The organism is Brevibacillus sp. SIMBA_040, from assembly GCF_046535075.1.
In the GTDB taxonomy this organism is placed as follows: Bacteria; Bacillota; Bacilli; order Brevibacillales; family Brevibacillaceae; genus Brevibacillus.
Genome location: NZ_JAWRXI010000008.1, coordinates 286,741 through 307,805 on the forward strand (window position 1 = coordinate 286,741; position 21,065 = coordinate 307,805).

General features: G+C 41.4%; 16 protein-coding genes and 2 pseudogenes. 15 read left to right on the forward strand and 3 right to left on the reverse strand.

Annotation, left to right across the window (positions count from 1 at the left end):
• Nucleotides 1-263: 263 nt before the first annotated feature.
• Together SB752_RS33525 and SB752_RS15845 are read left to right on the forward strand one after the other, a co-directional pair.
• Nucleotides 264-665: pseudogene (locus SB752_RS33525) on the forward strand (IclR family transcriptional regulator domain-containing protein).
• Nucleotides 666-990: 325 nt separating this feature from the next.
• Nucleotides 991-2,250 (forward strand): aminopeptidase P family protein, encoded by a 1,260-nt coding sequence (locus SB752_RS15845; protein ID WP_410716580.1) that lies wholly within the window; start codon nucleotides 991-993, stop codon nucleotides 2,248-2,250.
• 617 nt (nucleotides 2,251-2,867) lie between these two features.
• Here SB752_RS15845 and SB752_RS15850 read toward each other — a convergent pair.
• Complete coding sequence (locus tag SB752_RS15850) at nucleotides 2,868-3,341, reverse strand: DinB family protein (protein ID WP_410716581.1); 474 nt, start codon at nucleotides 3,339-3,341, stop codon at nucleotides 2,868-2,870.
• A 1,160-nt stretch (nucleotides 3,342-4,501) separates the two neighbouring features.
• Here SB752_RS15850 and SB752_RS15855 point away from each other — a divergent pair.
• The 9 genes and pseudogenes from SB752_RS15855 to ltrA all read left to right on the forward strand — a co-directional run bounded on the left by SB752_RS15855 (nucleotide 4,502) and on the right by ltrA (nucleotide 12,524).
• Nucleotides 4,502-5,125: a TetR/AcrR family transcriptional regulator gene (locus SB752_RS15855; RefSeq protein WP_410716582.1), complete on the forward strand. Its 624-nt coding sequence runs from the start codon at nucleotides 4,502-4,504 to the stop codon at nucleotides 5,123-5,125.
• The gene (locus SB752_RS15860) at nucleotides 5,125-5,463 is read left to right on the forward strand and encodes a DUF1801 domain-containing protein (protein WP_410716609.1); all 339 of its coding nucleotides are present in this window, start codon (nucleotides 5,125-5,127) and stop codon (nucleotides 5,461-5,463) included. The genes SB752_RS15855 and SB752_RS15860 overlap by 1 nt, the downstream gene beginning before the upstream one ends.
• Nucleotides 5,464-5,534: 71 nt before the next feature.
• Nucleotides 5,535-6,047, forward strand: coding sequence for an SRPBCC domain-containing protein (locus tag SB752_RS15865; protein WP_410716583.1), 513 nt, complete (start codon nucleotides 5,535-5,537; stop codon nucleotides 6,045-6,047).
• Between the two features lie 383 nt (nucleotides 6,048-6,430).
• On the forward strand, nucleotides 6,431-6,691 hold the full coding sequence (locus SB752_RS15870; RefSeq protein ID WP_410716612.1) for a hypothetical protein: 261 nt from the start codon (nucleotides 6,431-6,433) through the stop codon (nucleotides 6,689-6,691).
• On the forward strand, nucleotides 6,684-7,868 hold the full coding sequence (gene istA / locus SB752_RS15875; protein ID WP_410716610.1) for an IS21 family transposase: 1,185 nt from the start codon (nucleotides 6,684-6,686) through the stop codon (nucleotides 7,866-7,868). The genes SB752_RS15870 and istA overlap by 8 nt, the downstream gene beginning before the upstream one ends.
• Nucleotides 7,869-8,645, forward strand: coding sequence for an IS21-like element helper ATPase IstB (gene istB / locus SB752_RS15880; protein WP_410716584.1), 777 nt, complete (start codon nucleotides 7,869-7,871; stop codon nucleotides 8,643-8,645).
• The gene (locus tag SB752_RS15885; RefSeq protein WP_410716585.1) at nucleotides 8,632-8,799 is read left to right on the forward strand and encodes a hypothetical protein; all 168 of its coding nucleotides are present in this window, start codon (nucleotides 8,632-8,634) and stop codon (nucleotides 8,797-8,799) included. Before istB ends, SB752_RS15885 begins: the two co-directional genes overlap by 14 nt.
• 351 nt (nucleotides 8,800-9,150) lie before the next feature.
• Nucleotides 9,151-10,578 (forward strand): serine hydrolase domain-containing protein, encoded by a 1,428-nt coding sequence (locus tag SB752_RS15890; RefSeq protein WP_410716586.1) that lies wholly within the window; start codon nucleotides 9,151-9,153, stop codon nucleotides 10,576-10,578.
• A 699-nt stretch (nucleotides 10,579-11,277) separates the two neighbouring features.
• Nucleotides 11,278-12,524: pseudogene (gene ltrA, locus SB752_RS15895) on the forward strand (group II intron reverse transcriptase/maturase).
• Nucleotides 12,525-13,089: 565 nt separating this feature from the next.
• Here the strand turns inward: ltrA and SB752_RS15900 are convergent.
• Both SB752_RS15900 and SB752_RS15905 read right to left on the reverse strand, forming a co-directional pair.
• Complete coding sequence (locus SB752_RS15900) at nucleotides 13,090-15,240, reverse strand: M56 family metallopeptidase (RefSeq protein WP_410716587.1); 2,151 nt, start codon at nucleotides 15,238-15,240, stop codon at nucleotides 13,090-13,092.
• 45 nt (nucleotides 15,241-15,285) lie between these two features.
• On the reverse strand, nucleotides 15,286-15,669 hold the full coding sequence (locus SB752_RS15905) for a BlaI/MecI/CopY family transcriptional regulator (RefSeq protein ID WP_410716588.1): 384 nt from the start codon (nucleotides 15,667-15,669) through the stop codon (nucleotides 15,286-15,288).
• Between the two features lie 444 nt (nucleotides 15,670-16,113).
• Between SB752_RS15905 and SB752_RS15910 the strand changes: the two genes are divergently transcribed.
• From SB752_RS15910 to SB752_RS15925, 4 genes are all read left to right on the forward strand, one after another.
• Nucleotides 16,114-16,689, forward strand: a complete 576-nt coding sequence (locus SB752_RS15910) for a TetR/AcrR family transcriptional regulator (RefSeq protein WP_410716589.1) — start codon at nucleotides 16,114-16,116, stop codon at nucleotides 16,687-16,689.
• A gap of 121 nt (nucleotides 16,690-16,810) precedes the next feature.
• Nucleotides 16,811-17,662 (forward strand): amidohydrolase family protein, encoded by an 852-nt coding sequence (locus SB752_RS15915; RefSeq protein WP_410716590.1) that lies wholly within the window; start codon nucleotides 16,811-16,813, stop codon nucleotides 17,660-17,662.
• Between the two features lie 110 nt (nucleotides 17,663-17,772).
• Nucleotides 17,773-19,377 carry an AMP-binding protein gene (locus SB752_RS15920; protein ID WP_410716591.1) on the forward strand — a complete coding sequence of 535 codons (1,605 nt, stop codon included), beginning with the start codon at nucleotides 17,773-17,775 and terminating at the stop codon, nucleotides 19,375-19,377.
• A 477-nt stretch (nucleotides 19,378-19,854) separates the two neighbouring features.
• The gene (locus SB752_RS15925) at nucleotides 19,855-20,937 is read left to right on the forward strand and encodes a TolC family protein (protein ID WP_410716592.1); all 1,083 of its coding nucleotides are present in this window, start codon (nucleotides 19,855-19,857) and stop codon (nucleotides 20,935-20,937) included.
• Nucleotides 20,938-21,065: the final 128 nt, after the last annotated feature.

Here is a 21,065-nt window from a genome sequence, read left to right on the forward strand (position 1 = left end):
AATATCAAGGAAGATAAGACACTCACACATGTTCGACTTTGCACCAGGAGAAAAGATATGTAAGAACTGCTGAAATCACGATCGTGGAGTTTACTTGGGAAGCTACGGAGAAGACAATGGAACGTTTGATGAGAAAGACGTTTTGTGTACAGTCAGTTCATTGAGGACTCGAAGATGCTTCTGGAGTGTGAAAATTGCGCCCAAGCAATGAGAGACATGGCACTTTGAGGAGGGGAACGGGATGCAAGCAGGACGTGAGTAGGATGCCTTGGTTGCTGAGGCATTGGGATACGAGCGGACTTGAATCTATCATCGTAGATCGCATCGACAGCCAGCACAATATTCGCGCCTATGATCAGCTCGGTTTGCGTATCCCACTTAACATCGGTGCTGCCAATAAAATGATTCTAGCGAATATGTCGACCAATGAGGCTGAGCAAATTCTGCAGCAATTGATTGAGTAGGAGCAGGTGCCGGCGTTTTTAGAAAAGCTGGCGGAGATCAAGCAACAAGGCTACGCGGTGAGCTTCGGAGAGAGAACAGAGAATACATCATCGGTGGCAGCTACAGTACACGATTACAATCAAAAAGTGAGTGGTGCTTTGAGTATCAGGATTTTGGCGTATGATTTAAAAGAAGAGTGCTTGCAATTTTTAATTCAGTAAAAGAAGTCGCCCATAATACATCGCAAAGATTAGGTAGTTACTAGACTTTCTTCTTTAGTTCGTATGTTGGAATTTGGAATCTGAAAAAGAGCGACAGCCTGTCCGCTCTTTTCTGTTTGCCTGCTGCTGAAATGGTATAGTAAAATAAAGAGAAGATGGAAGTGGGATAAAATGGAACGAATTGAGGGTACAGACCAAAAAATTTCGAAAATACTGAACATTCTGCTTGTTAAAAAGCAAATGGGGAAAATTATGGATAAAATACAACGGTGAAAGAGCTGGATCAGGCCATTCAGAAACTCATGAACAAAGGGGGAGAAAACAAATGATAATAACCATGGATTCAAAATTCATCAATCGCCGTCAAAGACTCGCGGAAAAATTGCCTGATCATAGCGCACTTGTGCTATTTTCAGGGGACGTCAAGACACGCAGCAATGACAATAAATATCCGTTTTCGCCGAATCGTAACTTTTATTATCTAACCGGTATTGCTCGCAGAAACCTCATTCTCATGATCACGAGACGCGCTGGCATTGTGACCGAAACGTTATTTCTTCAGCGTCCAAATGAACTGGAAGCGAAATGGACAGGAGCTGTTTTATCGGATCAAGAGGCTAAAGAGCAGTCTGGTATCGAACATTTCGGCTATCTTGATGAGTGGCTCCAGGCATTTGCAATCTTTATGAGGCGCAGCGAAGGAAAGGGCTCGCTCTATCTTGACCTGTATCGCTATCAGTGGAGCGATGAGCTGACCCCTGCAGAGACTTTTGCCGAAGACGCGCAGAAGAAATACCGGTCCGTGCAAATTCATGATGCAGGCCCATGGCTGAAAGAACTGCGTATGGTGAAGAGTCATGCAGAAATTGAAGAAATCAAACGTGCGATTGCGATCACGGATGAAGCAATCCGGCGCATGTGGTCGTATGCACGTCCTGGAATGATGGAATATGAGTTAGAAGCGCACTATGATTTCATATTGAAGTCGCATGGTGTTCGCGAGTTTCCTTATTTACCTCTTATTGCTAGCGGAATCAATGCGACGATCTTGCACTATGAAGAGAATAATCAGCGTACGGAAGACGGTGATTTGGTCCTCCTCGACCTTGGTGCAGCATCAAATTACTATGTGGCAGATATTTCGCGAACGTTTCCCGTGAATGGCCGCTTTACAGAACGTCAAAAAGAAATCTATCGACTCGTGCTCGAAGCAGAAATCAAGACCATCGCAGCAGTGAAGCCTGGTGTCACACTTCAACAACTCAATGAGGTCACGAAGCAAGTCTTAACAGATGGCCTGCTCCGTCTTGGTCTCATCCAAGAGAGCAGTGAGTTGTCCAAGTACTACTATCATTCTGTGGCTCATCATCTTGGACTGGATACGCACGATGTCTCCGATTACAGTGCTGCCTTAGAGCCTGGTATGGTAATCACGATTGAACCTGGTTTGTACATCGAGGAAGAAGCGATTGGGATTCGGATTGAAGATGATGTGTTAGTAACAGCAGACGGCTACGAGGTGCTCTCAGCGCAGATCCCGAAGGAAATCGAAGAAGTGGAATTATTGATTGGGAACAAGGAATAGCGAACGGTTAAACGCCGCCTTGGTGTGGGGCTAATGGGTATTGATAGCGGTACAAACACAAATAGAGGCTGCCAGTGTTAATACTGGCAGCCTTTGCTAAACTTACGGACATGATATTTCAGGATCATGTTCAGTGAACAGCCTCAGATAAGAAGAATATTTTTGGTCATGCGTCACGATTGCAAGCACCCCGATAGCACTTAAGCTGTTTTGGTCGTAGTAGCTTTCGCGCCTCGTGGAAGCAAGTAATCGAGGTAATCGCTTCTCGAAAGGAAGCCGGGGGGTTGTTTTTTCGTTTTCACAATGAGCGTTGCGTAAGATCCTATCATTCGATAACTATAGCTTCATTTTTGTTTGAGTGCTTAATTGAAACAACACTAAAAGTATAGAGCAGCCCACACTACGATTGATACTTCTTGATTCACTAAGTTAATTGCTCAACTCTTGTATATGCTTATAAACATCGAATTTATTACGATCAACGATACAACGAGGTCTTAAATCCTGAATGATTTCACCACACAGATCATCAATACGCTTCTCTAAACTATTCACTATCATGACATCCAACAATGTTTTCTTAATTGTAAGTTGTTTTGGAAAAGTATGCTGGGTTATCAAAATAGCGGACCTTTGAAGCCATTGAGCCGAGCAATGATTCCGATTTGACCTACATGATATACCTCATGGGTAAACACGTGGTGGAATAACCATTTCCAGGTTGGAGTTGATGGCGGGACCCAACCATCTGAAAATTCTGGTACAAGAAGAGTTGAATGTAGCTCTTCTTGCGAGATCGTACACAATATATCGTCAATTTGCTTACGAATGTCCACATACGCGCCCAGGATCTCATGAGGGAGAGAAGCAGGAGTAATAGTAAGAAGTGGACTATTTTTTAACCCGATTTGGTTTACCCAATAGTCTTCGCTTAAGGAGATGTGAGAAATGACCCAGGCAATATTATTTGGATATCCTTGATTTGTTGCAATCCACTGATCTTCATCAAGGTCTTCGAGATAAGGGATCAATACCTTTCTGACTTCATTTCTATAGGGAAATAATTCAACTCTAAGTATGATAATCTCCACCTAGTTAATGTGCTTTCTTTCAATTATAGTGCAAAAATGCACGAAATATTTAACAAAATAGTTAGGGAGGCAAATATGGAGAAGTTGAGCAATCGCAGCGTATTGAGATTGTAAATAAAATCATCAAGGATATCTCTCAAAGAGGACGCGGGTTCGTTTATTCCAAAACTAAGAATTGTTTGGTTACTTTGTCCAGGGCGAGGGGAGAAGTAAAAACAGAGCTTGCGTTCTGATAGGTGAACCAAGCAGAAGTTATCAATTCACACGATTTGTTAAACAAGAGGGACCGGATTGCAAGAAATTGAGGCGGGAAAAACCAACATTATCCACGGTGGAAATGGAAAGCTTCTTGAGCGTAAGGTTATCGGGATCGGCAAGACGCACCTGACGTAAATCCGGCAAGGAATACCAAATTGGGCATTTTATTTGGAGGGTCTTTAACGTTGCCAATCTGCGTTTTGCTGGAGGTACCCCAAACGACAGTATTTCAACCAATTGCGCGATTATATCCGTGAACACTAAATTTCTTCCATCTCCTTCTGTGCTTTGAAGAAGGCGTAGCGTTACTTCTTTGAGAAAATGAACTCATCCACAAGTTGAACGGATTCTTCCCTAGGTTCAACGTACTTTTAATCGTTCAACAATGCTTGATTCAACCGAACCAATCTTCGGATTCCTTCCTCCGCATTGGGATCTTGCATGAGTGATGCCACTTCGTGTATAGAGATATAAAAGTTTTAGACAGATTAATAAAGTACTAGACTCGAAAATATAGTTTTAGACTGGGGCCGTTAAAATAACGGGCAGTTTAACGGAAGAATTACCCTCTATTTCCCTCATGTTTCAAGGAGTTCTCCTGATATTAGTATAAGATCAAGCTCGGAGAGCCGTATCACAAATAGTGGTAAAGCAGAGAGTCGAGTTGAAGGTTGAAGCTTCGATGCTACATCTGCAGATTGGAGCTTTAATATACACATCCACTCATTTGTAGTGTTGTATGTCACTCTTTAGGAAATAGTATATCGGAATCATATGTGCCTAAAACTGTAAAATGGCTGCGCCGTTATTTTGCAGGCACTTGACCGGAGGATAATTTTGGATTATTATAATGTCAGTCAACACTGACAGACATATCGCATCCTACAGAAAGGGAGCTGATTATGAGTCATACTAAGCAAGGGAGTGCGGAGAAATTGTTGCGTGCTGCGATCGATCTGATTTCGGAAAAAGGATACAACGGGGTCACGACGCAGGAAATTGCCACAGCCGCCGAATTAAGTGAAAAAACGCTGTTTCGACATTTTGGAAGCAAGCAAAACCTACTTGAATCCGCACTTGAACGTTTTCAGTATGCTGAAGAGATGCAAATACTCTTTAGTGAGAAGCTCGTATGGGAGTTAGAAAGTGACCTCCTATCCATTAGTAAAAAATATCATGAGATCATGAACCGTGACCGAAAGCTGATACAGATAGCCATAAAGGATGAAGTTCATATTCCGGGCTTTAAAGAACGTCGATTGCAACATCCTCGCCAACTGTTGACGTCTCTGACAGATTACTTTAACAAGATGAACGAAAAAGGGAAAGTAGCTTGTTCGAACCCAACCATGCAGGCATTCACGTTCATGATGGCGCAATATGGTGCGTTCATTAACGATTTAGAAGCCGGGAACAACTATCCTGGTATCAGTCTTGATCAGTTCATACAAGAGAATGTCAAGATCTTCGCCAGGTCTCTAACTCTTCCCAAAGCACAATGTGAAAAGGAGCTGCAAAAGAAATGATGAACGAGGAAGTTTCCGTATTTATAGACAGCCTTAGTCATCCATGGCAAATTGAGGTCAGCAATCGACTGCGACAGATTGTTCATCAAGCAATTCCGGAAGCCGAAGAACGCATTCAATACAAAAAGCCCCATTTCCTGAAAGGTGGACATTATGCGGCGGTTATTTCACCATCGAAAGATGCCATTGCATTCATGATCATGAATGCATCCGGCCTAACGTTTCCGAAAGGTTTTGAAGGGCCCGATGAGAGGAAATGGCTAAAAATCCGCAAAGAGGATACACCGGATTACGATCTACTTACTAATTTGCTGGTTCAGGCTTCTAGCAAACTGTAGTATTGACTGATTTTTGGGACATTCACAATTATCTGGGGCATAAGCCCCCTTCCATAACAAGGAGGATTCTCATGAACAACAATCCGAATCAATCCTTTGAAGTTGTATTTACACGTGTATTCGATGCTCCTCGCGAACTCGTTTTTAAAGCCTGGACAGAGCCAGGGCATTTTGAGAAATGGTGGGGCCCAAAGGGATTCACCCTCGAAGTCGTCAAAATGGACGCTCGATCAGGTGGCGAATTTTTAGGTAATCAGACGTCTCCCGACGGGAGTCACATCATGTGGGGGAAATTTGCATACCAAGAGATTGTCGAACCCGAGAAAGTGGTTTTTATCCAATCCTTTTCCGATGAGCAAGGCAACACGATCCGAGCGCCATTTAGCCCGAATTGGCCTCTTGAAGTTATGAATATCATCACGTTCGAGGATAACGAAGGTAAAACGGCATTGACACTGAAAGGCGGACCTGTGAACGCATCCGCTAAGGAACATGAAGCCTACAACGGTATGGCTCCAATGCTTCAACAAGGCCTCGAAGGTACGTTTGATCAACTTGCCGACTACCTTACTAGCCAGAAGTAGAATATTATTAATGGAGACATGCAAAAAAACATAAAACCAAATATTACGAAACAATCCTCTCTCAAGGAAAATCAACGAACTTTACCTTTGGAGGGGATTTTTTATGCATCAACAGTGGTGTCCAGTCTTGCTTTACGCAGCATCACTTGGCTCGGGTCCTGGATGTTTTGTGTCGGTAAAAGCTGTAGCACTTGGTAACAGCATATGCCTTAAGAAGCCGAAATAGTGGCAGTTTCTTTAAGAAATTCCCCAAGTTTAGGAATACATGTATTTGCTAATCTAAAAGTGTACCACTTATACAGCATCTGCTAATGTAAAAGTTGACCACCCCGAGAGATATCCCTGTTATGCTGAATGAAGTTCAGCAGCCAGGGGGAAAGGATATGTATGACATGGTAGATAAAGAGTATGTCAGGAAGCGCCATTACGTCGACGGATGGTCAATTCGAAAGATTAGCAGACAATTGAAGATCGCTAGACAAACCGTCCGCAAACTGCTTGAGGACGCTGAAATTCCGATATACAATCGGCAAAAAGAACGTAACTGCCCAGTCATGGATCCATATCGATCCTTCATCGAGAACATTCTGCTGGAAGACAAGAACGCCCCGGTCAAGCAGCGTCATACCAACAAGAATATTTGAACGTCTTGTCGACGAATATGGCTTCACTGGTGGAGAATCAACTGTTCGCCATTACATAAGGAAATTGAAGGTGTCACAGTCAGAGTGTTTCCTCAAGCTTGAAGCAAATCCCGGGGAGCAGATGCAGATCGACTTCGGCCATGCAGAGGTAGACATCAACGGAAAACGCATTAAAGCATGTCTGTTCTGTATGCGGTTCAAATATAGTCTTGTTCCGTATGTTGTGGCTTTCCCAACAGAGCGTTTGGAAGCCTTTCTGGAGGGCCACGTCCGTGGTTTCCAGTACTTCGGAGGTGTCCCGCGAGAAGGGCTATATGACAACGCGAAGACTCAGGTCGTTAAAATCCTCTCCGGGCCGGATCGCGAAGAACATGAGTGGTTCTCTAGCTTGCGTGCTCATTACTTGTTTGACAGCCATTTTTGCCAGCCTGCTCATGGCAATGAGAAAGGCGTCGTAGAATCGTTGGTGAAATACGTACGCAGCCGAGCTCTTGTTCCGGTTCCTTCCTTTGCTTCATGGGAGGAATTCAACACTTATCTGCTGGGCTGGTGCGAGAAAGAGAAGGCAAAACATGCCGATCGCTGGAAAGAAGAACAAGCTTCCCTTCGTCCGCTTCCAGCCGCTTCATTCTCATCTGCACGCCCCATTCCGGTCAAAGTAAACACTTACGCTTTGGCCATGGTGGACCGGAATCAGTACTCCGTTCCCTGTCAATATACAGGCCAGATGATCATCGCCAAGGCGTATGTCGACCGCATCGACCTCATCGTCGGCAGCCACATCGTCGCGACACATGCGAGATGCTACCAGCGCGGGCAAGTATTCATGGAGATCGGTCATTATTTGACCGCGCTTGAGCGCAAGCCTCATGCAGTAACGCATGCTTCCGTTGTACGGCAACTGCCCGCTGTATTCGGCAAACTCCGGGAACATATGACCCAAGCGCACAGCCGCGGGTATAAAGATTTTCTCAGCATCCTGCTTCTCCTTCGCGAGTACTCTGTATCCGAAATTGCCGCGACTATTGAAAAGATGAATGTAGCCGATGTATCGGCGGCAGCGCTGCGACAGCGACTATCTCCGCCGAGTACGGATGCTGTTGCGGATACGTCGGACGTAGCAACCACAACCGCACATGCGGCACAATATGATCGACTCTTGCAGGAGGTGGGGTAAATGACAACTGATTTAATTGAAGCCCGAATTGAGATTGCTTGTGGCCAGCTCCGCATGCCTGGTTTGCTGAGGCAGTACCCGAGTCTGTTTCGTGAAGCAGTAGAGCAAAACGCCGATCACCTTCACTTTCTGGCTTCTTGCCTGGAACACGAAGTGTTAAAGAAGCAAGAGCAGAAGCAGTTACACCTTATGCGGCAGGCGAAGTTCCCTAAGCCAAAGACGCTGCAGGAATTTCAATTTGCGCATATTCCGAAGCTGCCCAAACTGAAAGTGGAGCAACTCGCTCAAGGCGGCTTTGTTACTAGAAAAGAGAACGTGATCTGCATCGGCAGACCCGGAACCGGCAAAAGCCACATTGCGACAGCGATCGGAATGGGCGCGATGCTCGAAGGTCACCGCGTCCGGTTCATTCCTGTCATGCAGCTCATTCAGGAATTGCAGCTAGCACAGTCGGAGTATCGCTTGCCTCGCTATCTCAAAAGCTGGAACAAGTATGATCTTGTCATCTTGGACGAGCTTGGTTATGTTCCGCTCGGCGAGGGCGGCAAGCTATTGTTTCAGTTCATATCCCAGCGTTATGAGCAAAGCAGTCTCATCATCACCTCCAACCTGGAGTTCTCTCGGTGGGTGGATATATTTGGCGATCCCGCTTTAACCACAGCATTGCTAGACCGATTGACACATCACTCTCACATTCTTCTCTTTGACGGAGAGTCTTACCGTTTTCGCCAAACCATAGAACGCAAAGGAAAGGAACATGCACATGAAGGAGCATAAGGTCACGGTTCAACAACTCCAAGATGGCATCGACGAGATGGAAGCAGCCGTCGAACGCCTGAAGGATGAAATCCAGCATCTCAAAGAGCAACGGGATGCGCTTGAACAGGGAAATCTAACGCTTTGCCGGAAACTCACTCAGCCTGATTTTTAACGAGTTCCCCCTCGGGGGAAGCCTCCCTCACACAGGCACCTACGGGTGTATAATGATAATAAAGTTATTGAATTTTGATTAATAAAAGCTAAGAGCCTTACTACATTCTACGTAGCAAGGCTCTTTAAAGTTGTTTCAAATTACATCCATCTGTTTATATAATACTTATAAAATGAATAATAAAGTTGTTTACTTCTTATTGAACTAACGCATCTGTTCGTTTAAGTGTAACTCTTCACAATTACTTGATATTATATAGGTGAATAGAAAGATAAATTAAAATTTAGTTTAGTAGTTGTAAAAGTAGGTTATTTATATTATTCTCTTATAATTTTTCAAAAAGGAGAGTTTATGAAAAAGATTATTGTTTTTGTATTAACGATATTTATATTATTCTCAGGATTCGCAACACAAAGTTATGCGTTGTCAGATTCGAAATCTGCGGCAATACAAGCGTTGCTAGATGATGCCTGTCGTATATCAGGTGTGCCGGGAATGTCAATCTCAATACTTGCTGATGATGAAGTATTCTACTTTTCTTCAGGGTATGCAGACCGTGAAAAGGGGTTGTCTGCAAGTGAAAATACACTCTATGAGTTAGCCTCGGTCAGTAAAGCTTTTACCGGTATGGGTATTATGCTGTTGGAAGAGCAAGGGCTGCTCTCAATGACTGACCCTGTCCAAAAATATTTACCTTGGTTTACGTTAAAGTATCAAGGGAAACCTGTTGATATGCAAAGCCTTACACTAAATAACTTTCTTCACCATACCAGTGGTCTAACAAATATTAGGCATACTCAAAATATTCCACAAGGCAATACACCGGATATGTTGCAAAAGACTGTGGAAATGCTCGTGGATGCTGAATTGGCGTTCCCTCCCGGTGAACAGTATAACTATGGAACCGTTAATTATGACGTATTGGGTTTGGTTATTGAGATTGTGTCGCGACAAAGCTATGAAGACTTTATGAGGGAACAGGTATTTCAGCCGTTAGGTCTTCACCAGACGTATGTTTATAAAGAAGATGCTCAAGCCACTGGACAGTTGGCACAGGGCTACCGTTCTTCCTTTTTTATGACAACTCCATTTAAAGCTCCGGATTATGCTGGGAATAAACCCGCAGGCTACATCATTTCTAATACAAAAGATATGGCGCGTTGGATGGGCATACAGATGGGTATTGTGCAGGACATACCCGAAATATTTCACACGGTTATCGAAAAATCACATAGGGGTGATATGTCTGTTTCGGCTGTCAACGATATGTATTATGCGGCAGGCTGGTCGGTAAACGCCGACCAAACGATTATAGAACACACTGGGGGCAATCCAAATTTCAGAACCGAAGTAGCCATACTGCTAAATGAACGAACAGCCGTCTGCTTGCTGAGCAACGGCGCAAATACCAATATAAACCTGGTACTAAAAGTTAAAGATATATTAGACGGCAATCTAACTCAGTCATATGAAATAAGCGGCACACAGCTTTTGGATATCATTTTGTCGTCTATCACAATTATTCTTTGCCTATTGGCCGTTTTGCTATTTCTCTTAGGATTACGCAGAAGGAAAACGAATGAGCGGCAGCCAATGACAAAAAAGAGAATAATCGTAACAGTTATTTTCCTGATCGCTACGATTGCCCTGGGTATACTGTGCTGTGCTTTCGATTGGTCAACGATACTTATTTGGCAAACATATAGTGTTCTTACAGCTTTGATTTCGTCAGCATTATTAACAGCAAGCATTACATGGTTTGTATACACTCACCGATAAAATACCTCGCTCCCAAGATAAGCATAATGTTAAGTAATTAAATTTCAATTTATCGGTATGCTTAATTTGAAAAACATAAGACACTTCGGTGTCTTTTTTAATAGTGCGCCCAGCATGGGCGATAGCTATAGGGTGAAAGTCCCGAACGGGGGTTGGCTGTACCAACCGTTAGCTCAAGGCAAGGGTGTCGATCGCGAGGTCGAATCTGAAGGAAGCCGGCGGCAAAATCCCGACCTGAGGTACACGAATCCAATTTGAGGCTGTTGTATTCGGGCGAGTCTGCTATACAAGACGAAGCCCCATACAGCCAAGGGATACAGCAGTAAACTTGGGCAGGTACATGGGATGAAAGCTATCGTTCTTACCTGGGGAGGTCTGCATGAAATGCCTTCAACTGTTGGTAACCGCCTCCGTTAGGAGGCGCTGAACATGCAGAAGTCAGCAGAAGCCATAGTACCTAAGTAGAGGACGCTCAAACAGGGAAGGGCTGAACATCAAGTAAGCACATTCGCTAATCACTTTCGTGATAATACTATGAAGCGGAATTCCGACAGGAACTACTTTTGGAGAGTAAGGGTGAAGCCCTGAGGGTACAAAAGAGGGCTGAGTATTATCCGGCAAGACTAGAAGGATGTGTGCGAAGGAAAGGGTATCGTCGTGGAACTGTTAGGAAAAGTCCTATCACGTGAAAATCAATTAATGGCACTCGAAAGAGTGGAAAGAAACAAAGGGTCAGCGGGAATCGACGGTGTTTCAACCGAACAACTGCGCGATTATATCCGTCAACACTGGGTAACCATTAAAAAGCAGATTATCAAAGGAACCTATAAACCTTCTCCTGTCCGCAGAGTCGAAATCCCGAAATCTGACGGAGGAGTAAGGTTATTAGGTATTCCTACCGTGATAGATCGCTTAATCCAGCAAGCCATCATTCAAGTTCTTACCCCATATTCGACCCTCATTTTTCAGAATCTAGTTTTGGATTCCGTCCCAACCGAGGAGCACATGATGCGATGAGACAAGCACAATCTTACATTTTAGAAGGATATCGTTTTGTAGTTGATATGGACTTAGAGAAATTCTTCGATAGAGTGAACCATGATATTTTAATGAGTCGGGTCGCTCGAAAAGTAGAAGATAAAGGCTTGTTGAAGCTCATTCGCGCATATTTACAAGCAGGCATAATGGTCAACGGCATCTGCCTCTCGGCGGTTGAAGGGACACCGCAAGGTGGTCCACTTAGCCCATTATTGGCAAACATTCTGCTTGACGATTTGGACAAAGAACTAGAGAAGAGAGGTCATCGCTTTTGTCGATATGCAGATGATAGTAACATCTACGTGAAAACAAAACGAGCAGGAGAACGGGTAAGGAGGAGTATTCAAAACTACTTGGAGAAGGTACTTAGGCTAAAAGTAAATGAGCAGAAAAGTGCAGTAGACCGACCCTGGAAACGAAAGTTTCTTGGCTTCAGTTTCACTTTTCTAAAGCAAGCAAGGATTCGTATTCATCCAAAATCAATCCAGAAGTTAAAAGAGAAGATCCGCTCCATTACGAATCCGCTATGGAGTGTTTCTATGGATGAACGGATTAAAAAGTTAAACCAGTACCTTATGGGATGGATCGGATATTTCGCCCTTGCAGACGCAAAGGGCATCCTAAAGTCCATCGAAGAATGGATACGGCGTAGGCTTCGTCTTTGCTTGTGGTCGCAGTGGAAGCGAGTAAGAACCCGATATAGAGAACTCCGTTCTCTGGGTCTATCGCACACCAAAGCAATAGAAATTGCAAACACCCGAAAGGGTGCATGGCGTACCACCAAGACTCCTCAAATACACAAAGCCCTCGGTATTGCCTTTTGGCAACAACAAGGGCTGAAAAGCTTAGTACAACGATATTCTGCGACAATTTTCCCAGTCAAACCTAATTACTATTGCTTCCACTAACCTGCTCCGTTCGTGGAATAAGGATTTTTAAACAACTATATTATTTTTTAAATGACTTTATTGTAAATTAAACAACTTTATTATTTCTGCACAACGGGTGCCCATTTTTACCGCTAAGGTGGTCAACTTTTAGGTTAGCAGGGTGGTAAACTTTTTGATTGACATTTACAATACATGAAGATCTTCTGATCAACAGCATTTTTTTCAACTAACGGGCTCGATAGTTCAATGAGTCAGTCTAAAACTTTATTATTCAGTTTAGAACCATGGATTGCTTAATTCTAAAGCTGAGTCTAAAACTAATTTTCAAATACCTGGTGATTTTGAAGACCGGGACTCCTTGTACTATAAGGGGTTCTGGTCTAAAACTTTATTATCACTGAACACTTCGATGGATAATTCCTCTTGGTCACATTCTGTATCCGTACCTTGTTCGGTCGCGTAGAGAATGCAAATGTGTAGGGGAAGTTAAGACGGTCACCAACCGAGGCTGCAAAGGTTGGCCTATTCATTACACTAGAATAAAAGGGAATTGTACAGAAGATCCGTACAATTCCCTTTTGCCTTATTTCAATTGGTTGTTATCTACCTGTTTTGCTTTCATCAATTCAGCAACAATCTCTTGTTGCTGCGGAATTTCTTCTAAAAATGTTACCTCGTAGCCCATATCGTTCTCTACCCAAAAATAACTGATCTGGTCAACCTCATCTGCCGAGCTATATCGTCCATCTTGTTTATATTTTTCTGTTTTGAATACTTCTTTCCCCACTATTTGCAAAGGAGTCATTTTCACGTTGTTATATTCGGGTCTGAGGACCTCGTAACTATATGTTCCTGTCTTCTTCATCTTTTGAAAGATGCTGGTGTCTTTCATTTGATCAAAATAGAAGCTTTCTTTCCGTTTTCCTGGATTATTGGTTCTTTCATATGTTAGTAAGAACGATTTAGATATACGTTCTGTATCCCTGTAGTAAAACTCGGCTTTTGACGATTTAAATGTCCCAAGCAGTTCCATGGGAAGCTTTGGAGCAAATCCGAGCTTATCTTGAACAGCGCGCAAGTCTTCTGTGTCATAGACGGATGATTTGCCATGTGCTTTGGCAACATCGGATTTGTATCGCTTCAACATGTCCTTGTCAGGGAATTTCATAGAGGAAATCACATCTATCGCTTCTTGAGAATTATCCAAATCCCCGAGCTTATAACGAAGGCCTTGTTCCTCCCAGTAATAGTTAGTCAGCGAGTCTGATACCCGGGTTAGCTTTAAGATGTTCCTTCCCATTAGATTCAAGGTTTCTTTCTGGATTCCCGAGGTCTGTTGATTATCCCACAATGCGTCGTCAAAATCAGCTTCAACAGGAGTAATCACTAGATCATATAAGTTGTGGTTATTTCCTATATATCTATTGAATTTGATATCCGCCTTGGATAACTTTTTAGCTTCTAGATATAGAGTAACAGAATCAAAACGTAACTCTGAAAAGTTAGGTACTTTAAAGGGAATAGGCGATACCTTTACCGCTTTTTCCAAATCCCCATAGGTACGATAGGAAGAATCGAAGAGAATGTGTTCGTCTCCTGTCTGGACAACGTTTGCGGAACTGTTTGTCGGAACCGGTGTGGCCGCATTCGTTAACGTCGCGACTCCTAGACTGGCCACACAGACAACCGCCAGTGCCGAAAATTTATACGATCCTTTTCTAAATGCTTTAATCATAGTAATTCTCCTCGTCATTTCATTTTTGTTCGTCGTTCCCCAAAAATACAGCAGCTGGGGCTGATCCGATTTGGTCGCAAACCGCTTCAGGAAATCGATCATTGTCAAGCCATAAGGAGTCGCTTCATGCTCTCCGAGAATCTCCAGGACGTAGGCATCACATGCGATCTCCCTGGACGCTTTCATTCTTTTCATACATATCCACACGATCGGGTTCATCCAGTGTATCATCAAGACAAAACTGCTGAGCGTATTCCACCACATGTCTTTTCTTTTATAATGGGCCAGTTCATGTGACAAAATATGCAGCAGCTGAGAAGCGGGCAACTCTTTCGCGACCGCTACCGGTATAAAGATCCATGGATGAATCAATCCAGAAATAAACGGGCTCTTTGCATAGTCGCCTGTGTAAAGCGAGATTGGTTTTTTTATACCGAATTTCCTTTGGCACTCATCCATGACAGACAAAATCCGCGGGTCGGTTACCAGAGTGAGCGTTCTGCGTCGCTTTCTCAGCCTAAATAGGTAGGAAAACAAGTAGGTAATGAACGCTACCACCCCGGCTAACCAGATCGCAGATACGATTTGTACACCGAGCGCATATCGAGCTTCCGAGGAATGGAGTGTTTGTTTCTCGTCTCGCAGCGCGGTTGTTTCAGGTTGCGCATGATTTTTTTCAGGCGCCATGCTATGATCATTTTGTGGTATTTTATTCTCTTGGCTGTTTCGAGAGATATCATGTGAAGGGTTGTTTCCTTCAACATGAATCATCGAAACAGCATTTTTTATATGTGTGGCAACATTAAATATACTTGCGGGGCTGCTCGGGAAATCAGGCAAAAGCAGCCTGACTAACACAATCAGCCACAACGCATGTTGAAGGCGGGCACTCAGATGACGGTGAAACAATCTTTGAATAACCATCACAAGCAGGGCAACTGCACTCGCCGCTAACGTAGAATAGAAAAACCATAAAAAAATGTTACACAGGATCTCCATGTTTTTCCCTCACCGATGGACTTTGGCAATTTGTAGCCTCTGTCGTTATCGTTTATTTCCCTTTTTATCTTCCAGTACCTTCTGTAGCTGCTCAATCTCCTTTTCGGACCAATCGCCATCTTCCAAGAAGTTGGTTACCATTAGCTTTGCTGCTCCGCCAAATACCCTGTTTACAAAGGATTTACTTTCCGCTTTGACACAATCTTTTTCGGAAACGGTCGGGAAGTACAGATAGCTTCGACCCGCCCTCTCGAATTTGATTGCCTTCTTTTTCACAAGCCTATTCAGAAAGGTGCGCACCGTCTGATCGCTCCACTCGATTTCAGCCGGTAGCTGAGCTGCGATTTCCTCAGCGGTTTTCGGGTATTGCTTCCAAATGACCTTCATTATTTCCCACTCGGATTCGGATATTCTCGGAATAGTGGACATATTCTTCACCTCCTTTTGCAATAAAATTTAAATTTACAAATGTAAATTCAATATGCAAGTTGTATTTTACAAGTGTAATATTAATTTGTCAAGGAGATCAGCGTCCGTTATTTTCGCCGATCATACTAAAATGGAACACTTCAAACAGAATGTTCAGGATACCGAAAAAGGATGGGAATACTTTGGCCTGAATAATCGCGATGCCAAGAATGAGCGACCAAGAGGACTCGATGATACAACTTGAAAGAAGTATTTGTCATTTCAGACAACAACTAAACAATAGGAGTTAGATAGTAAAGGATCATTTAAAATGTTGAATAGATTTTCACATAATAAAGGTAATTTTATCGATCGTTCAGTAAAAAATAAATATTGTGAATTTATCGAACGTTTGATAAAATGATTTTGAACTTCCAAACATGTATTTTCTGAAAGGTGATTTGCGTGGAGATAACAGAGGATATTATTATTAAAGTCGCACTGCGTCAATTTTCAAAAAAAGGTTATGCTGCTACAAGTATCCGTGATATTGCGTCTGAAACTAATTTGACTTCATCCGCTTTGTATTACTATGTCGAAAGTAAAAAACACCTATTGCTTCGAATAATTGAAAAAGGTTTAAAAAAACTTATTATGGATGCGAAAGAAGGAGTGACCAAATTTAGTGATCCAAAAGACCAATTAAAGGAACTAATACGGGTTCATGTAATAAACCATGGCAAAGAACAGCTTGCTGCATTAGTTATTGATACAGAATATCGATCGCTGGATGGTGATGATCGTCAACAAATCCGAGTTTTGAGAAGAGAATATGAAGAGATTTGGCAGGAGGTATTAAGACAAGGGAAGAAGGAGGGGGTTTTTAACTGCCAAGATGTGAAGTTAACTTCCTTTGCTCTTTTGGAAATGTGTACAGGTGTTGCACATTGGTATATCGAAGGTGGCCGATTTACTATTGAAGAAATTGCCAATCAATTTAAGGAGCTAGGTTTTCAAATGGTAAAATCAGAGAGCGCCTAGCAGAATCAAACTGTGACTCCTTAAATGTGAGGGCCCGCATGTTAAAGACAGAGGAACATATCTAAATTAATGTAAGTGATAATGCATCTTTAATCATGAAATGAACGTGGGGAGATAAAAAGTGGGAATTATTGATGTACGTGTCCGATTACCTGAAGAATTACGTCCAAAGAAATTATCGTCCTACCAAGAAGTTTATGGAAGATATGATGAGGTGTTAAACGTAATCAGTAGAGGGTCAAAGACTTTAGACGAATTATTGATTGAGATGAAGGACAATTCAGTAGAATTTGCTGTAATTCATGCCGAATACGAATATGGTGAAATGGCAGATGCCTTGAATGAAGCTGTATATGAGGTTATATCAACTCATCCTCAGACATTTACTGGATTCGGAACAACTTCTATGAATGATTTAAGACCAATGAAACTAGTAAAACAAGTTGAAACAATTCATCAATTTAATTTGAAAGGAGTTAATTTACAGCCCGTATTTTTTGATGTAGATCCACTTGATTCAAAGTTATATCCTCTTTATGCAACTGCCTCACAACTAGGATTGATTGTATCGTTTCATACTGGAATACACTATTCGAAAAAACACCCCATAATCAAGAATTCACCGTTGTTTATTGATAAAATTGCTTGCGATTTCCCTGATCTAAAAATTATTGCGTGCCATGGAGGGTGGCCTTGGATAAATGAAATGGTAGCCGTAGCTAGAAGGCACTCAAATGTTTTTATAGAATTTGGCGGTATTGCTCCTAAATATATAGGGCGTGCCGGGAGTGGTTGGGACCCATTATATCAATTAATGAATAATTTACTTGCAGATCAAATTTTATTTGGTACTGATTGGCCAGTGATGTCTTATGAAAGGGCTTTAATTGAATGGAATGAAATCGGTTTAAAGAAAGAGGTGCTTGCAAAATTCACATCATTAAATGCCAGAAACCTGCTGGGTATAGAATAATGACTAGTACTGTCTTGGTCAAAAGATATTCTATATGGTTGATAGAGAAAAAGAAGATAAAGAGATCTGAAATTTTGAAAGAAATTTAATTGAAGGGGATGGTGAAAAACATGGGAGTATCACAGGATTTATCAGCAATGAATTTTCGTGCGATGATGGAGAATGCTGCTCAAAAGTGGGGAGATCGTTACGGTCTAATTTTTGATAAAACAGGTGAAAAAATTACTTTCAAAGAAATGTATGAAAGGACAGAGAAGATTTCCTCTGTTTTGTATTATCTGGGAATTCAAAAAGGCGAAAAAGTGGGATTAATGCTCCCTAATATCCCAGAGTTCCCCTTAACTTGGTTATCCATTGGATCAATAGGGGCTGTAATGGTTCCAATTAATTATCAATACCAATCGTATGATACTACCTATATATTGGATCACTCTGAGGTCAGATTGGTTGTAACGACTTCGGAAAAAGTTGATATGCTATTCAACATTCGTCAGGAAAATCGGCTTTCGTACAAAATCATAACAGTTGATTCACCAAATGATCTAGGAGACTTTTATTTTCCAGATATAATTAAATCCATTTCACATTACGAATTTCCAGATATATCTGTCTTTTCCGATTCGTTAGTTAACATTCAGTATACTTCTGGAACAACAGGCCGTCCAAAGGGGTGCATGCTTTCTCAATATTATTGGATTAATATTGGGTTAAAAGTATCTCAAGAGTCATTTTCTAGAATGGACCAAAACGATATATTATTAACGGCCCAACCTTTTTACTATATTGATCCTCAGTGGAATACAATTGTGTCGCTTTTTACCGGAGCCACTTTGGTTGTTTTAGAAAGATTTCGACCATCGTTGTTTTGGGAAAAAATCCGTGATTATAATGTAACATTTTTCTATTGCCTCGGTAGTATGCCCGCCTTGTTACTTAAAATGCCTGAAACAAAACTTGAGCGTAATCACAATGTCAGGTTTGTTGGTTGTTCAGCAATTCCACCAAAACTCCACCATAAATTGGAAATGAGATGGGGTGTAAAATGGCTAGAAATATTCGGAATGACCGAAACAGGCTATGATCTAACTATGACATTAGAAGAGCATGCCCTTTATATTGGGACAGGGGCACTCGGAAAGCCCACATTTGGCCGTGAAGCGCGGGTGGTTGACGATAATGATCTTTCAGTAGAAAGAGGAGAAGTTGGTGAGCTCATTATTAGAGGTACCGGAATGATGGATAGTTATTATAAAAATGAGGAAGCAACGAAGGAGGTGTTTCGAAACGGATGGTTCCATACTGGAGATCTTGTTAGGATGGACGAAAACAGTATGTTCTATTACGTGGGACGGAAAAAAGACATGATCCGTCGTAGTGGTGAGAATATTTCCGCCGTTGAGGTTGAAGAAGCTATTATGACTCACGAATGTGTGAATCATGCAGCATGTATTTCCGTTGAAGACGAATTAAGAGGGGAAGAGGTTAAAGTATATATAGTTTCCTCTAGACCTGTAACTAATATAGATGAGTATGTACAAAATTTAATTCAGTATTGTGAACTGAGATTAGCAGCGTTCAAAATCCCAAGATACTGGGAGATTAGAGATTCATTACCATTCACTCCTTCTGAAAGAATTGCCAAACATATTCTAAAACAAGAAAAAGTAAACTTGCGAATAGATTCCTATGATCGTATAGATCAATTGTGGCGTTAATACAGATCAAAGATTGAGGGATTATAAACTAAGCTAACTAAATTATCTTAGCTACAGTCAATTGAGTAAGCTTACAGCTTCAAAAAAGAATTTACGAATATCATAGGTGTTGATAGTTGTTTAATATTTTCTTAAGTATGCTTCCTTCCATATGAGTTTTGACAGAATATACAGGTGATTATAGGGTTTTAGTCCATAGATACTGTGTTCTCTTCCAGCTGTTCATTATTCCAAGTAAACAATAAGAAGACATTTGATGTTTAACGATTAAATAATTATTTCTTGAAAAAATCTAATTCTCACGCATTTATATGAAACTACTTTTGTCTGGATATCCACACTGAAAGAGCTATCCAATCAGTAATTCGAGAATGCCACGGTTGGCAGAATTTCTAATTGCTTACAAGTTGGGAACGATGTAATATCGATGACTTGATAATGAACTGTAAGAAGATAGTTTAGTAGGAGGGTTGTATATTGAAAACTCACTCATGGCGAGCTGGCTTAATAATTTTGGTTTGGTTATTAATAGGAAACGATACCATAGCAATGGGTAAAACTCAGCAAGAATTAGAAGTCTTAACTTTAGATCAATCAATTATGTATGCATTAGAAACTGGTCGAGATGTTAAACGAGCCAGTCTAATAAAAGAAAACGCTACTTATTCCCTGGTATCTGCCAATATTGATGTACGAAAATATAATGAAGATGACATTAAATCGTTGGAACTACAATACGAGAAACACAAAGCAAATAAGGGCTTGGAAAAAAGTTGTATCTTACAACAACAATCTGTGAATGAAACCATTAAACTGATAACAACCAAATTCTACAATTTGGTTCATGCTGAATTAGAACTGGATCTCGTAAACCGACGTTTAAATAGAACTGGAGAACTGTTAGTGTGGCCAGAAAGGTTGAACACACAAGATTCAAAGCTGATCAATGGTAATATAACTTTCATTAAAGAAGTTCAATTAAAGGCACAAGAAGCTGTCGATAGCGAGAGAAAGATTCTAAACGAAGTGTTAAGAGTAGATCCCCTTAAGAATTGGCTTGTCCTAAATGAGGGGAAAAGTATAGATATTGTTAAAATTACAGAAGAAGAAGCATTTGAAAAAAATATAAAGTTGAATATAGATGTAATGCAAAAGGAGTTGGATCTTAAATACCTGTATCTCGATCGAGATCTATATGATGCTTACTTCAGGTTGCATACTTTTGATGGAAAGATTCTAAAAAATAACATCAAAATAGCACTACTTGATCTGGAAGATGCGAAAGAGAAAGTAAAGAAAAGGATTGTTCCATTATATCAGGAGTATAAGAATGTATCAGAAAAGCTGGAAAATGGCGAGAAAGCAAAAGTGAAAGCAGATGAAATATTTCGATTAAAGCGCCAAAATTTTTTAGACGGAATAGTAACTTTAGCCGAGGTACTTAAGGCGGAAGAAGAACTAGCAAATCGAGAAAAAGAGTATAATAGTTTGCTTCATAAGTACAGGGAATGTCTATTTGAATTGCTGCCAGAGCGAATGAATACTTGTGATTTCAAATAAACCGGTTATCGAGAAAGCTTAATGTGCAGAAAACAACGAAAATTAGGTTCGCTGAAAAAGATGTTGAGCAACGTAAAAATGAACTTATTCTAAATAAATTGTAACATACGAGTAATGACAGATAAAGT